The sequence below is a fragment of the Vibrio sp. S234-5 genome, from assembly GCF_000960595.1.
In the GTDB taxonomy this organism is placed as follows: domain Bacteria; phylum Pseudomonadota; class Gammaproteobacteria; order Enterobacterales; family Vibrionaceae; genus Vibrio.
Genome location: NZ_JZAM01000060.1, coordinates 235,120 through 249,811, shown reverse-complemented (window position 1 = coordinate 249,811; position 14,692 = coordinate 235,120). Strand labels below are relative to the sequence as shown.

Annotated in this window: 12 protein-coding genes; 8 read left to right on the top strand and 4 right to left on the bottom strand. The window is 49.4% G+C overall.

Features of this window, described 5'->3' with window-relative positions; translation table 11 throughout:
* Positions 1–85 precede the first annotated feature (85 nt).
* Positions 86–2,077 (bottom strand): methyl-accepting chemotaxis protein, encoded by a 1,992-nt coding sequence (locus UF06_RS02340; RefSeq protein ID WP_139046244.1) that lies wholly within the window; start codon positions 2,075–2,077, stop codon positions 86–88.
* Between the two features lie 240 nt (positions 2,078–2,317).
* Here UF06_RS02340 and hinT point away from each other — a divergent pair, with 240 nt between their 5' ends.
* From hinT to UF06_RS02300, 8 genes are all read left to right on the top strand, one after another.
* Entirely contained in the window at positions 2,318–2,668 is a 351-nt protein-coding gene (gene hinT, locus UF06_RS02335; RefSeq protein WP_045569007.1) for a purine nucleoside phosphoramidase, read from the top strand.
* Positions 2,669–2,747: 79 nt separating this feature from the next.
* Complete coding sequence (locus UF06_RS02330; protein ID WP_045569006.1) at positions 2,748–4,142, top strand: lipoprotein; 1,395 nt, start codon at positions 2,748–2,750, stop codon at positions 4,140–4,142.
* The gene (locus UF06_RS02325; protein WP_045569005.1) at positions 4,142–4,531 is read left to right on the top strand and encodes a YcfL family protein; all 390 of its coding nucleotides are present in this window, start codon (positions 4,142–4,144) and stop codon (positions 4,529–4,531) included. Before UF06_RS02330 ends, UF06_RS02325 begins: the two co-directional genes overlap by 1 nt.
* A 24-nt stretch (positions 4,532–4,555) precedes the next feature.
* On the top strand, positions 4,556–5,146 hold the full coding sequence (gene lpoB / locus UF06_RS02320) for a penicillin-binding protein activator LpoB (protein ID WP_045569004.1): 591 nt from the start codon (positions 4,556–4,558) through the stop codon (positions 5,144–5,146).
* An 18-nt stretch (positions 5,147–5,164) separates the two neighbouring features.
* Positions 5,165–6,058, top strand: coding sequence for a thiamine kinase (gene thiK, locus UF06_RS02315; RefSeq protein ID WP_045569003.1), 894 nt, complete (start codon positions 5,165–5,167; stop codon positions 6,056–6,058).
* Positions 6,059–6,116: 58 nt separating this feature from the next.
* Complete coding sequence (ycfP, locus tag UF06_RS02310; protein WP_045569002.1) at positions 6,117–6,659, top strand: alpha/beta hydrolase YcfP; 543 nt, start codon at positions 6,117–6,119, stop codon at positions 6,657–6,659.
* A 493-nt stretch (positions 6,660–7,152) separates the two neighbouring features.
* The gene (locus UF06_RS02305; protein WP_045569001.1) at positions 7,153–8,442 is read left to right on the top strand and encodes an NAD(P)/FAD-dependent oxidoreductase; all 1,290 of its coding nucleotides are present in this window, start codon (positions 7,153–7,155) and stop codon (positions 8,440–8,442) included.
* A gap of 240 nt (positions 8,443–8,682) precedes the next feature.
* Positions 8,683–9,666, top strand: a complete 984-nt coding sequence (locus UF06_RS02300) for a rhodanese-related sulfurtransferase (RefSeq protein WP_045569000.1) — start codon at positions 8,683–8,685, stop codon at positions 9,664–9,666.
* Positions 9,667–9,774: 108 nt separating this feature from the next.
* Here the strand turns inward: UF06_RS02300 and UF06_RS02295 are convergent, their stop codons facing one another.
* The 3 genes from UF06_RS02295 to mfd all read right to left on the bottom strand — a co-directional run bounded on the left by UF06_RS02295 (position 9,775) and on the right by mfd (position 14,686).
* Positions 9,775–10,323: a GNAT family protein gene (locus tag UF06_RS02295; RefSeq protein ID WP_045568999.1), complete on the bottom strand. Its 549-nt coding sequence runs from the start codon at positions 10,321–10,323 to the stop codon at positions 9,775–9,777.
* Positions 10,324–10,443: 120 nt separating this feature from the next.
* Entirely contained in the window at positions 10,444–11,214 is a 771-nt protein-coding gene (locus UF06_RS02290) for a peptidoglycan binding protein CsiV (protein WP_045568998.1), read from the bottom strand.
* A 7-nt stretch (positions 11,215–11,221) separates the two neighbouring features.
* On the bottom strand, positions 11,222–14,686 hold the full coding sequence (mfd, locus tag UF06_RS02285) for a transcription-repair coupling factor (RefSeq protein WP_045568997.1): 3,465 nt from the start codon (positions 14,684–14,686) through the stop codon (positions 11,222–11,224).
* Positions 14,687–14,692 lie beyond the last annotated feature (6 nt).

Sequence of the window (14,692 nt, the reverse complement as noted above, 5' to 3'; positions counted from 1 at the left end):
TTATAAAAAACAAGGGCAACGCTGTGAAAAGTTGCCCTTATCGGATTGGAAACGGCTTTGGTGCGATGCGCTTAGATAAGACGCCTTATAGCTTAAAGCGATGCACCAGTTCAGTTTGCTGGTGAGCCAGATTCGACAAACTTTCGCTGGTTTGCGCAATGGTTGCCATCGCATGGTAGCTGCGATCAGCGATGCTGTTGATGTCCTCAAGGCTGCGCGCGATGTCTGCAGAAGTTTCGCTCTGCTCTGCGGCTGCGTGGGAAATATGCGTGCTCATCTGGCTGATTTCGATGATAAGTGCTTGGATCTCTTCCATTGAACTGTTGGCTTTGGAGGCTTGATCAACCGACATTTCCATATCGTTCATACAACTTTGAATCACTTGACTGGCAGATTGCGAGCTGGATTGTAAGTTACTGATCATCGCTTCAATCTCAGTGGTGGACTGAGTGGTCTTGGAAGCCAGTACGCGTACTTCATCGGCAACCACGGCAAAACCTCGCCCTTGTTCACCCGCGCGCGCAGCTTCGATAGCGGCGTTGAGTGCCAGTAGGTTAGTTTGCTCTGCAATGTTGCGGATCACATCCAAAATCGACCCAATTTGACCGCTCATGCGCTGTAGCTCAGAGACCGCACTAACCGACTCATTGAGGCGCATCTCAAGCTGATTGATGGTTGAGATATTGCTACTCATGATGCTACGGCCAGAATCTGACGCGGTTTCGACTTTCTGTACCATCTCCAAAGAGCTTTGCGCATTCTGTGCTACCTCTTGGACTGAATGAGACATTTCAGTCATTGCCGTGGCAACGCTGGCGGTTTGGCCACGTTGCGCATTGAGCTGAGTTTGCGCCTCAGAAGAGGTCCTCTCGTTGTTGGCCGCGGTGTCGGTAAGATTTTCCGCTGCGTCATTAAGCTTGACTAGGATGTTGTGCAAGCTATCGGCGAGGGTATTGATATGGCCACTCACACGGCTAAACTCGTTGTTGTAGCGGATCTCGATTCGCTGTGTCATGTCGCTATTCGCCAGCCCCTCCAGCGTTGCCAGAATGCGTGTGAGCGGTTCGCGTACACTGTGCGCGATATGATAACCCACCGCAGCGGCAAAAATGGTGACCGCAATACCGATGACGATCGCCTTGAGTAAGCCTTGGTCGTAAACTTCCCCCGCTTCTACTAGAGATTGATTCAAATTGTCGGTGGCGGTGGTGGTGAAGGTTTCTAGCGTGGTCATGGCATTATCAACTTTGACCGCTAGGTTGGCGATGTTGTTGTACAGCGCCGTTCTTGCGCGCAGGTAACTGGCATGTTGGTCAAGCACCCCGCCTTTTTGCCCGACGTCTTGGGTAAACTGTTCTACCGATTGGTTAAACACCTCTTTCAAAGAAGGTAACTGAGTGACCAAACCCCGGTAAGCGTAGTTTAAGTGAGTAACCGCTTTCTTGTTCTTGGTAACTGCTTTTTCCACAAACTCAAGGTCTGAGCTTGCTAACGCATCCGAGGTAATCACTTCGGCGTCTTTCAACTTGATGAAATAGCTCTTAGCCATCACTTTGACGGAAATACTGGTTTGATCATCAACATACTCTTTCATGCCAACGGTCAATTCGGTATGCAGTTTTTGGAAACGACGAGAAGATTTCTGCACTTCAGCTTGGGCAGTGAACATCGCTTCGTAGTTGTTCATCGCTTCATTAGCTTCTGCAAAATAGCTCTGTTCAGTTTCACGAAGCTGATCAAGTGGCTCGGCAAGAGCAGGATAAATACGGCTGGCTTGTTCAAGCTCGGCCAATGTTTTGCCAAACTCTTGTTGTGATTGGCCGAACTCTTGGCGCATCTGTGCCATCCGAGCTTGATCTTGTGTGGTCAGAAAATCTTTGAAGGATTTATCTGCCGACAGAAGCTGGACGCTGGTCTGGTTAGACAGTGAAACTAAAGGTAGAGAGGTGCTTGATACCGTCTCAAAGTTAGAATGAATTTGATTCATGCCGTTGGTCATGATGGTCACTGTGACTACAAACAGCACAATGATCAACGCGAAACCGGCATACATCCTTTTAATGACTGAGCCTTGCATAGGTGAAGCCCTCTCCCAGATAGAAATAAAAAGTGCAAAAAGACGTAAAACGTCTCAAAAAATTAACAAAATTATCATCATTGTAGGCAGTTTGAATGGAGCATTTTATGACGAGGGCGACAAAAAAAGCTTTATAGGTTGACGTACTGTTGATAATGTTAAGTGAACACTGTTTTTTATTGTGATGGCGCATGCCTTGACGCATACTAACCGGGCTACACACCACTTAATGGAGTACCTATGGCCGAAGAAACCATCTTTAGCAAAATTATTCGTAAGGAAATACCCGCTGATGTACTTTACCAGGATGATCTCGTCACCGCGTTTCGTGACATCAATCCTCGAGCGCCAAGCCACATTTTGATCATTCCGAACAAGCTTATTCCAACCGTGAATGACGTTGAAGCCGATGACGAAGCCATGATGGGACGTATATTCACTGTTGCCAGAAAGCTCGCCAAAGAAGAGGGCATTGCCGAAGATGGCTATCGCCTAATTGTCAACTGCAATGCGCATGGTGGCCAAGAAGTCTATCATATTCATATGCATTTGGTGGGCGGACGTCCACTTGGTCCCTTGTTGCTCGGATAAATGGTGACTCGGATAGGTTAAGGGGCCAGCGAAGCGCTCGCTGGCCAAACGTCTTTTATATCTCTATTGGAGCCGAGTTTTGACGCGAAAGATAAAGTTTGCCGCATTGCTCAGTGGTGTACTCGCTTTAGCAGGGTGCGCCAATATGTCCGCCGGCAATCTATTTAGTCATTACAGTGAGCAGAATAAGTCCGTCTATCAGGCGGTGCAAAGTGGTCACTACTCACAAGCGCAGCAGATGCGATCAGATCTGGTGGCTGGTGAGATGCTCGACAATATGGAGCGTGGCCGTTTGGCATTTTTAGCCAGTGATTATTCGGCAAGCAAAAGCGCCTTTGAAAAAAGTGATGTGGCCGTGCGGCAATGGCAGGATCAGGCAAAAGTTTCTCTGTCACAAACCGCCACCAGCGTAGGCTCATTGGCCGTGAATGACAATCTGAATAATTACACCCCAGCAGATTATGAACTGGGTTTTTTGCATCTTTATCTTGGCTTGAACTATCTGCAGCAAAATAGTTTAGAAGGGGCCTTGGTCGAAATGCGCAGAGCCAACCAAGTGCAGGAAGCGGCTCGAAAAGCGCGTGAAGACGAGCTTAATGCAGCGCAGCGAGACATGCAGAAAAACGGCATGGCCACCAATTTAGGCAGCGTATTGGCAAACTATCCTGACGCGGGACAAACGTTGCAAGCAGTGCAAAATGGCTATCTGTTTTTCCTCTCAGGGCTGCTTTATGAAGCGTCACGCGATCTCAATGGGGCGTATGTGGACTACCGCCGCGCATTGGCAGTGATGCCAGACAATCGCGAAGTGATTGAGCGAACCATAGCCGTCGCCAAAAAGTTGGCGATGCGCGAAGACCTTCGCCAACTAGAGAAGCGCTACGGTGAGCACGATTTAACACTAGGTAGCGAAGAAGGGCGTATTATCGTCATAGAGGAACAAGGCGTGGTTGAAGCGTTGCAAGGATGGCGCATTGATCTGCCCGTTTACGATTCTCGTGGCGTGGGTGCGCTGTACTCATTGGCGCTACCCTACTATGCCAAACAAAGTCGTGCGTCATTCTCACCGCTGAGATTAAATCAGCAGGCGTTGACGACGCACTCCTTGGCGGATGTGAACCAAATGGCGAGATACGATCTCGGTGAGCGTTTACCGTCGATGGTGATTCGTCAGGCGTTGCGTGTGGTTGCCAAAGATCAACTGCGCAAAGAAGCGGCCAAAGGAGACGATGTGGGTAATCTGCTCTTCAATGTCTGGAATGCGTTAACAGAGCAGCCTGATACTCGCAGTTGGCAGACACTACCTGCGACAATCAACACGGCCAGTGCGGTGGTGAAGGCTGGAGAACAGGTGATGACGTCTACCAATCAAGATTATGTGTTTAACGTGCCTGCAGGGCAAACCACTTTGGTCTGGCTCTCTCGTCAAGGGGACAACCAGACTATCTGGCACAAACAATTAGGGAGATTGTAATGAAAGTTTGGCTCATTCCGGCACTGGTATTATTGGCTTTGGCTGGCTGTGCAGAAAATACCGCAGGCATGCGTGTTGATGGGGAAACACAGCATGTGTTCTTTCATGACAACGTATTGGGTAATCGTCTGTTGATCGACGATATCTCGACGGTACCCGCTGACGATCGAGTTCGTGGTGTGGTGCGTTTGACCAGTAATTACAAAGGCGACCAGTCGATCTTGTACCGTTTTTCTTGGTATGACGCGAATGGTTTGGAAGTGAACAGCAAACCCGGACCTTGGCGTCAAGCGATCGTCAGGGGATTTGAGTCGATTACCCTATCGGAAGTGACGGTTAATCCGAATGGTACTCAATACCGAGTGCAGATTCGTGCAAATAATGATTAAAACTCAAGAGTGTGAGGACTAAAAATGAACAAAGGTGTGGTTGCCCTGTTGGGGCTGGCAGTAGTTTTAGGTGGTTGTTCTAACAAGGTTTCTTATGGAGACGCACAGGCGACTGAAACGACAACGATTGATTTTGGCTCGACCGATCTGCAAACCATCGCGGGGCAGATGATCGATAGTATGATGATGTCAGGCTCAGTGGCCGCGATCACTCGTGATCAGCGTCCGATAGTCTTTGTTGAACGAATCAAAAACAAAACCAGCGAACATATTGACACAGAATCCATCACCGACACCATTTCGACCAAGATGTTGAACTCTGGGAAATTCCGCTTTGTGGATATGGACCGTGTTGAAGCGGTGCGAGAGCAGTTGAACTTCCAAAACAATGACGACTTGGTGAACCAATCAACCGCAATTCAGTTCGGTAAGATGGTGGGTGCGCAATACATGCTGTATGGCAATCTGTCGAGCATCGTCAAGAATGACGGCAGCGACAAAGATGTCTACTACAAAATGACCATGCGCTTGATGGATCTGGAAACGGGCCTGATCGAATGGGCGGATGAAACTGAAATCCGCAAACAGCAGTCTAAACGTTTACTTGGACTGTAAGCGCATGTGAGGCGAAATATGGCGTGGTTTTCTTGGCAGCAAGCCAAACAACTTGATCCCAGTTTGAAGGCGGTAGCGGAGTTTTTTGTACCCGCTCCCGCACAAGTTCAAACGGTGACGGGAGGGTTAACCAATCGTTGTTGGAAAATCCTTGATGCCAATGGAAAAGCGTATGTTTGGAGGCCTGCCAGCAAAGTCTGTCAGGCTTTTTCTATTTCTCGTTACAGCGAATATCAGATTCTGGCGGCAATAGCACCATTAAAAATCGGACCCAAGCCGATTTTGGTCAACGAGCAGGGCTTGTTGGTCGAATGGCTGGAAGGCGTGACCATGCGCGGCGCGGCCTCTATCGATACCTTACTGAAAACCTGCATTAAGATTCACGAATTTGATACGCATGGTTTACCGCTTGCGCCGTTTAGTTACACCGCGAGGGTGGATCACTACTGGATGCAGCTTGACGGTCACTACTTGGGGAGTGAATTTGAGAATTTGTATCAACAATGGCGTATGGCTCCTTCCATTGAGCCTTTGCCCGTCGCCCTTTGTCATTTTGACTTAGGGGACTATAACTTAGTTAAAGGTCCGGATGGGGTGAAAGCGATTGACTGGGAATATGCCGCTTTGGCTGATCCTAGGTTGGATGTCGCGTTGGTGATTCAAGTTGCCGGGGAAAACGTGTTTGAGTCGGTATGTCGTTACTGCCAGTTGAGAGAGATAGACGACATCGATTTGTGGCTTGATGGTGTGAAAGCGTGGCAGCCGCGTTTAACCATGATGGCGATGCTGTGGTACCTACTTGCCGACAAGCTTTGGGGTGGTGAAGAATATTTGCTCAGTGCCAAGCAAATGCTGCATACATTATGTCACGAGGATCACTGTTTACAGCCTCAACCCGGTTTACCACTTTAAACCCCTGCTAATCGTGGTAGATTTATGGCGATACCCAAGCTTAAAGTGAGAGGGAACTATGATTATCTATCTTCATGGCTATGATTCAACCAGCCCTGGAAATCACGAAAAAGTGTTGCAATTGCAGTTTATTGACCCCGATGTACGTTTTGTTAATTACAGTACCTTACATCCGAAGCATGATATGCAGCATTTATTAAAAGAAGTGCATAAAGCCATTGAACAGTCTGAGGATCCCGAGCCGATTATTTGTGGTGTCGGTCTGGGTGGCTACTGGTCCGAACGCATTGGCTTTTTGTGTGGCATCAAACAGGTGATTTTCAATCCGAATCTTCACCCGGAAAACAACATGCAAGGGCGTATTGATCGCCCTGAAGAGTACGAAGATATTGCAACAAAATGTGTCGAAAAGTTCCGCATGAAAAATCAAGGTCGTTGTTTAGTGATCCTGTCGCGCAACGACGAAGTGCATGACAACAATCTAACGGCAGAAGCGTTGCAAGACTACTACTCCATCATTTGGGACGAGAAAGAGAGTCACAAATTCAAAAAGATTTCTCAGCATCTGCAAGCGATGAAAGCATTTAAAGAAGCGCTATAGCGACCTCGTGTACCATCACAATGGATATTCTTGCAATAGAATATCAAACACCATCAGCCCCTTTTGGGGCTGAGCTTTTATAAGTGCAAGTCATTTGATGATTGTTGAAAGATAATCGACCACTAAGCGGTCTCATCCCATTGTCTCTGCTCCTTTTTTAGCGTTACACGCCGAAGGATTATTCTGGTGTTAGCGCTCACAACAATGGATTTTTGTTGCGGTAAGGGGCTAGCGCTATATAATGTCACGCTATAAATTAATTTGATAAATATCAAAAAAAATTGAGAGCGAGAGTTTAACTTGCCCGATATGTGTGCTGTTTCAAATATTGTGCTGCACTTTGATTCTTAACGTAACAGAACGCCCTTTGATAACCCGTGACCCAGTGTCACACATAACAAGATTTATCCGTTGGATGCGCTTCGCTGAAATCATTAATCGGCTGAACGCGGTCGGGCGGACCCCATTTTTTATTTTGTAGAGGATTATCACTGTGACACGAATTATCGTTGTTGGCGGCGGTGCTGGCGGCCTTGAACTGGCCACTAAACTGGGCCGCACATTGGGTCGTAAAAAACGCGCCCAAATTACCCTAGTCGATCGTAAATCAAGCCATTTATGGAAACCCTTGTTGCACGAAGTGGCAACGGGATCGCTGGATGAAGGCGTGGATGCGCTCAGTTACCGTGCGCACGCGAAAAACCACAGCTTCGATTTTCAGCTAGGCAGCCTGTGTGGCATCGATCGTCAACGCAAAGTGATTACACTGAGTGAGCTGACCGATGAACATGGTGAGCTGCTACTGCCAGGTCGCGAACTGGAGTACGACATTCTTGTGCTGGCGATCGGTTCAACGTCTAACGATTTCAATACTCCTGGGGTAAAAGAGCACTGTATCTTCCTCGACAGCCCGGAGCAGGCACACCGTTTTCGCACGGAAATGAACAACCAGTTCCTCAAACTGCACGCGAAAAATGGTCAGGGAACTGTCGATATCGCGATTGTGGGTGCCGGCGCAACCGGTGTTGAACTCTCCGCAGAGCTGCATAATGCGCTTAAAGAGCTGCGCACTTACGGATTTGGTGACCTAGATTCGAGTAAGCTCAATGTCAACTTAGTGGAAGCGGGTGAGCGCATTTTGCCTGCGTTGCCGCCACGCATCTCTTCGGCTGCGCATCATGAACTGGTGAAGCTTGGCGTGAATGTTCGCACTGCGACTATGGTGACCAAAGCTGAAGCCGATGGCTTAACTACCAAAGATGGCGAGAAGATCTCAGCGCAAATCATGGTTTGGGCGGCCGGAATTAAAGCCCCTGATTTCATGAAAGAGATTGCGGGTTTGGAAACTAACCGTATCAATCAGCTGGTGGTGAAGAACACATTACAAACCACCCGCGATGACGACATTTTTGTTATCGGTGATTTGGCGCAATGCACGCAGCATGATGGCAAATTTGTACCGCCTCGCGCTCAAGCCGCGCACCAAATGGCGAGTCACGCGTTTAGCAACATCGTTGCCAAACTCAACGGACGTGAGTTGAAGGACTATGTGTACAAAGATCATGGTTCGCTGGTTTCATTGAGCCGTTTCTCGACGGTAGGTAGCCTGATGGGTAACCTCACCAAAGGCTCAATGATGGTGGAAGGGCGCATTGCGCGCGTGGTGTATATTTCGCTTTATCGCATGCACCAAATGGCGCTGCATGGTGTGTTCAAAACCGGTCTGATGATGCTAGTGGGGCGGATCAACCGTGTGCTTCGTCCAAACCTCAAGCTGCACTAATTCATCGCATGAACGTAAAGCCGGAGCATTTTCGCTCCGGTTTTTTTCGGCAGTACACTAAGGTACAGCAAAGCTCTCTGGTGCACTTAATCAGCTCAGACATATTGCTCGTCTAGAGATCTCTAGTCAGGTTTTCGTCCAGTAGAAGGTATATCCCCAAAAACGTTCCGTATTTGTCAGCGGCCTGCTTGGTTATAATGCGTGCCCAATTTCCCTGTGTCGTCATTAAAAGGTCATACCATGAGTCAATATGTTGTCTGTGCGCTCTACAAGTTTGTTGAGCTCAACCATTACCAAGAGCTAAGAGCGCCGCTGCTGGCACTGATGGAAGAGAACCACATTCGCGGCACATTACTGCTGGCGCAAGAAGGCATTAACGGCACAGTCGCTTCTTCGCGCCAAGGGATTGATGCGCTGTTGGCGTGGCTAGACAGCGAGCCAAGTTTAAAAGGTACGGTGTATAAAGAGTCTTTTGCCTCTGAGCAGCCGTTTAACCGCACTAAGGTCAAACTCAAGAAAGAGATTGTGACCATGGGCGTTGAAGGCATCGATCCGCGTCATGTGGTAGGCACTTACGTCAAACCGCAAGATTGGAACCAGCTCATCTCCGATCCGGAAGTATTGGTGGTGGATACGCGCAATGATTACGAAGTACAGCTCGGTACGTTTAAAAATGCGCTCAACCCGAAAACCGAGACGTTCCGCGAGTTTCCACACTATGTGAAGGAAAACCTTGATCCGCAAAAGCATAAGAAAGTTGCCATGTTCTGTACTGGCGGGATCCGCTGCGAAAAATCCACGGCCTATTTGAAAGAGCAAGGGTTTGACGAGGTGTATCACCTTGAAGGCGGCATCTTGAAATACCTTGAAGAAGTGCCGCAAGAGCAAAGCCTGTGGCAAGGCGATTGCTATGTGTTTGACGGACGAGTAGCGGTCGGACATGGCTTGTCTGAGAGTGACTATCAAGTCTGTAATGCTTGTCGTCTACCGATTACCGAGGACGACAAACAGAGCGAGCAGTATGAACAAGGGGTCAGTTGTCCGCGCTGTTTTGGGACGTACACAGAAGAGCAATTAGCGCGTTTTCGTGAGCGTGAGAAGCAAGTTCAATTGGCGAAACTGCGCGGTGAATGCCACATTGGTGAAGAGAGCGCACAGGTGATTGAAGCTCGTCGAGCGGAAAAACTGGCGCGCAAAGCCGCGCAGCGTAACCAGAAAGGCTAACCCTGTGGGCAATAAAAAGGCTGATTTAGCCAATAAACGCTAACCAACACAAAGGAGCGCCATGGTGCTCCTTTGTGTTATTTCACATTAAATGACGGCGATAAACGACTAGATCAGATCACTGGGAATTAACGAATAGACCACACCGTCTCTTGGTTCGCCGTGAAAAAGGAAACGATGGCGAGCGATCGATTCTCGTTTGGCATGACAGCGTTCAATCAGTTTTTGACTGGCAAGGTTTGCAGGATCGCAGACAATTTCAATACGGCTCACCTGCAACTTGGCAAAGCAGAACTCGACTAAAGCGGTGATCGCCTCTCTCGCGTTTCCTTGACGCTGATACTTATCCGCAATCCAATAACCAATGCTGACCATATTATAGGTGTGATAAAGCTCATTAATCGCCACCATTCCGAGTAATTGCCCATTCTCGCGATGAAAAATGCCAAAGCCGTACCCATCGGCTTTTACCCAGTTTAGGCGGGTGGTCAGCAAGAACTGCTGCGCCTCTGTGAGAGTGAAATCGGCATGGCACCAATCGACCCATTGATGTAGCGATGGCGAAGTGCGAATGAGCTTTGCCAAAGGTTCGGCTTCATTGGCGTTGATGAGGCGCAGGCAAAGGTGTGACGTAATGATTTGAAAATCTGGGCTCATGTTGACCTCTTTCAACGTTCGTTGATTTCGCTCCCCAGAACAGGCAAAAGTCTTGTTGTGGCGTTTGGGAGAATAAACAAAAGCCCTCGTTTGAGGGCTTTGAATAGACGTAAATCGGTTTTACTCCACGCGGCGAACTTGAATCACGATGCCCAGTAACGGATGGTCTAGGTAGTGGGTTTCACCACTGCGCATACGGCGTTTTTGATCCATGCGGTAGCTTTTGAGGAACTGTTCTACTTGTACCGTGGGAGAGACTTGCGCCAAGTTCCCTAGTTGTACATTGCCATCCACTTGGCCAAGCTGTTCGATGTTTTCATCCAGTGGGCTGGATTCCAGCTTCACTTCACGTACGCTAGGCGCTTTGAGATCTAAGGTGCTTTCAACGAACAGATAGTGCTGCACATAAACTTGCAAAGTACCGTCAAGTTCGTACAACGGGTTGTCGATACGCACTTCGGTAATGCCATCGGCAACGACCTGCTCTGGCTCGGCCTGCTTTTCACTGCCGTCAGGATTAAACTGCGCAGAGTAATCCTTACCACCTAAAATGCGAAAAATGGGCGCCGAGTTTCTGCCTTTGTCATCTTGTCGCCAAGCCGTGTGCAGCAACACGGTGAATCCTGCATGTCTGTCGAGCGTCTCTTTTTGCGAACGCAATTGGTACTGCTCATAAGGCAACATCTGTACGCCCTTAGCTTCACGATAAGCGGCGTCCTGAAACTCATGTGCTTGCGCTTTATTGATCTCCGGCAGTTGGTTTGGCCAGGATTCATTAGTCTGCTGGGCATCTAGGTTACGTTTGAAAATGATAACCTCGATATCAAATTGTCTCTGCGCCCATGAAGGGAGTGACACACAAAGAAGGAGCAGAGGGATCAAGAATCTCATCGGATAACTAGCTCACTGGTAATAAATTCTGATTAAACTCGTTCAGTAAATCGCGAATAAACTGAACACGTTGGCGTCGGTCGGTCAATGGTACGCTAAACTTGAACTTAGTTGGACCTTCCATTGCAAATTTTTTCGGCTGCGACTGCAATAGTCTGACCAAATACGCGGGGTTTATGTCAGCGTTGGGATAAAATTCGATAAACCCGCCTTTATCATGCGCTTCGATCTTTTTCACTTTGATGTTGGCGGCAAGAATCTTTAACTCGGCGATGGCCAACAGATTCTTCGCCGCGTCGGGCAGCAAACCAAAACGGTCGATCAATTCCACTTTGAGCTCGTTGAGTTCCTCTTCGCCTACCACGCTAGCAATGCGTTTATACATCGACAAACGACTGTTGACGTCGGGGATGTAATCATCCGGGAGCAGGGCGGGTATGCGGATCTCGACTTCGGTTTGCTCACGTAAAAGCTCATCCAGTGACGGTTCTTTGCCTTCTTTCAAGGCTTGAACCGCTTGCTCAAGCATCTCCATGTAAAGTGAGAAACCGACCGATTGGATCTGACCGCTCTGTTCTTCGCCGAGAAGCTCACCTGCGCCGCGGATTTCAAGATCGTGGGTAGCCAGTGTAAAACCCGCACCTAAATCTTCCAGTGAGGCAATCGCATCAAGACGTTTGATCGCATCTTTGGTCATGGATTTGGGATGCGGTGTGAGCAAGTAAGCGTAAGCTTGGTGGTGCGAGCGACCCACACGGCCACGTAGCTGATGCAGTTGGGCGAGGCCAAGATTGTCAGCGCGATCCATGATAATGGTGTTGGCGGTGGGGACGTCGATACCCGTTTCGATGATGGTGGTACACACCAGCAAATTAAAACGTTGATGGTAGAAATCGTTCATCACGCGCTCAAGTTCACGTTCACGCATCTGGCCGTGGGCGACGGTAATTCGCGCCTCTGGCACCAGCTTGGTCAAATCCGCTGCGACTTTCTCGATGGTTTCCACTTGATTGTGCAGGAAGTAAACCTGACCACCGCGCATGATTTCACGCAGGATCGCTTCTCGCACGATCGCATCATCGTGCTCGCGCACAAAGGTTTTGATCGACAGACGACGCGCTGGTGGAGTGGCGATGATGGACAAATCGCGCATGCCGCTCATTGCCATATTGAGTGTGCGCGGGATAGGCGTCGCAGTCAGGGTGAGAATGTCAACATCGGCACGCATCGCTTTGACTTTCTCTTTTTGCCGCACGCCGAAACGGTGCTCTTCATCGACAATCAGCAGGCCAAGATCGCTAAACTTGAGCTCGGACGAAAGCAGTTTGTGCGTGCCGACTAAAATGTCGACTTTGCCACTCGCGACATCCTCAAGGATCTGTTTCTGCTCTTTCGCTGATTTAAAGCGCGACAGCACTTCAACCCGAATCGGAAGATTGGCAAAGCGATCGCGGAAGTTCTCAAAATGCTGCTGGGCAAGCAAGGTCGTTGGAACGAGTACCGCGACTTGTTTGCTGTTGTCGGTGGCGACAAACGCGGCGCGCATGGCCACTTCGGTTTTACCAAAGCCCACATCACCGCACACCAGACGGTCCATCGCTTTGGCTTGGCACATGTCTGATAACACCGCGTTGATTGCCGTCGTTTGATCGTCCGTTTCCTCAAAAGGAAAACCGGATTTAAAACTGGCGTACTGGCCACGATCTAACGCAAATTTATAGCCCGGCTTGAGCTCGCGCTTGGCATAGACATCCAGCAACTCTGCCGCAACATCGCGCACTTTTTCCGCCGCTTTGCGCCGCGCTTTGGTCCAAGCTTCGCCGCCAAGTTTGTGCAGCGGAGCGCTCTCTTCCGCACCGCCAGAGTAACGGCTGATGAGGTTTAGCGACGCCACTGGAACGTACAATTTCGCCTCGTTTTGATACTCCAACATCATGTATTCGGCTTTGATGCCGCCCGCTTCGAGCGTCTCTAAACCGATATAGCGGCCGATACCGTGATCAATGTGCACCACAGGTTGGCCCGGTTTGAGCTCGGCAAGATGACGGATAACGGTATCGCTGTTGACGTTACGCTTATCTTTTTTGCGCCGTTGGATGACGCGATCGCCAAGCAGATCGCTTTCGCAGACAAAAGCAAAGCCGCGCTTGGGGTGAATAAAGCCGCGTTCAGTGGCGCCGATCACCAAAGTAAAGCGGTTTTCCTGTTGCAACGCTTCATCCAAGCTAGCCGACATCGTCGGACGAAGTTTTATCCCTTGCAACAGCTCGGTTAAGGCTTCGCGTCGTCCTTCGGACTCCACGGAAAAGACAATTTTTCCGTTAAAGCTTTCGCTAAATTGGCGCAGTTGTGCCAGCGGCTCTTTGCTGTTTTGTTGCACGGCCAGTTCAGGCAGTGCTTGCAGAGGCAGATTGCTACGGCCAGCTTTCTCTTCAATGGCTGCGACAGAGAGGCACGTTTGAGCGAATGGCTTGATGCGAGCGTAAAGCTCATCCTTCTTTAGCCACAGTTGCGCTGGAGGCAAGAGGGGGCGCAGCGGGTCGACTTTTTTCTGTTCGTAGCGGTAATCGACATCACTGAGAAACTGATCCATCGCCAGATCGATGTCGCCGACCGTGATGAAGTGGGAATCGCTAGCGACGTAGTCAAACAAGGTTTCGGTTTGTTCAAAAAACAGCGGTTGCCAATATTCTATGCCAGCCGGCCAAGTCCCTTTGCTCACTTGCATGTAAACCGATTCTGGTTCACGGCGCGCATCAAACTGGCTACGCCAGCGAATACGGAAATCTTCAATCGCCGCTTCAGTGGTGGGGAACTCGTGAGCGGGTAACAGGCGAATTTCCTGTACGGCGTCGGTAGAGCGCTGATTCTCTGGATCGAAGGTGCGAATAGTGTCGATTTCGTCATCAAAGAAATCTATCCGATAGGGGTCATGACTGCCCATTGGATAGAGGTCCAAAATGGAACCTCGGCTAGCGTACTCTCCCGGGCCAAATACTTGATCGACGTGGCGATAGCCGGAATTGTCTAATTGCAGGCGAAGTTTTTCCAGTGAATAGCGATCACCCACTTTGACCATCAAGGTATGTTGCAGCAGGAAATCGCGCGGTGATTGACGCTGAAGTAAGGTGCTGACTGGAACAATGGTGATGCCGTTGGTTTGCCCCGGCAGTTGGAATAAGGTCGCGATGCGTTCAGAAATAATATCTTGGTGTGGCGAGAAATTGTCGTACGGCAGCGTCTCCCAATCGGGGAACACTGTCACCGACTCACGGTAAAACTGTTCGACTTCTGCTTGCAGTTTCAACGCGCTTTGTGGGTCGGGTACCACTAAAACCGTGTGGCTAGTGGCTGCTTTTGCCAGTTCAGCGATGGAGAGTGCGAGCGATGCGCCCGGTAAGCAGCCAATATGTTTTTTGTCGCCTGCACCGTTTGCGCCGCAGACCGATAAGATAGGTTGGACAGTTTTCATTGTGGG

What these genes read in the sequence shown, in the direction of transcription:
- lpoB (WP_045569004.1), top strand. Translation starts at nt 4,556, where the DNA reads ATGAACAAAGGTGTGGTTGCCCTGTTGGGGCTGGCAGTAGTTTTAGGT.
- mfd (WP_045568997.1), bottom strand. Translation starts at nt 14,686, where the DNA reads ATGAAAACTGTCCAACCTATCTTATCGGTCTGCGGCGCAAACGGTGCA.
- UF06_RS02325 (WP_045569005.1), top strand. Translation starts at nt 4,142, where the DNA reads ATGAAAGTTTGGCTCATTCCGGCACTGGTATTATTGGCTTTGGCTGGC.
- hinT (WP_045569007.1), top strand. Translation starts at nt 2,318, where the DNA reads ATGGCCGAAGAAACCATCTTTAGCAAAATTATTCGTAAGGAAATACCC.
- ycfP (WP_045569002.1), top strand. Translation starts at nt 6,117, where the DNA reads ATGATTATCTATCTTCATGGCTATGATTCAACCAGCCCTGGAAATCAC.
- thiK (WP_045569003.1), top strand. Translation starts at nt 5,165, where the DNA reads ATGGCGTGGTTTTCTTGGCAGCAAGCCAAACAACTTGATCCCAGTTTG.
- UF06_RS02340 (WP_139046244.1), bottom strand. Translation starts at nt 2,077, where the DNA reads ATGCAAGGCTCAGTCATTAAAAGGATGTATGCCGGTTTCGCGTTGATC.
- UF06_RS02300 (WP_045569000.1), top strand. Translation starts at nt 8,683, where the DNA reads ATGAGTCAATATGTTGTCTGTGCGCTCTACAAGTTTGTTGAGCTCAAC.
- UF06_RS02295 (WP_045568999.1), bottom strand. Translation starts at nt 10,323, where the DNA reads ATGAGCCCAGATTTTCAAATCATTACGTCACACCTTTGCCTGCGCCTC.
- UF06_RS02290 (WP_045568998.1), bottom strand. Translation starts at nt 11,214, where the DNA reads ATGAGATTCTTGATCCCTCTGCTCCTTCTTTGTGTGTCACTCCCTTCA.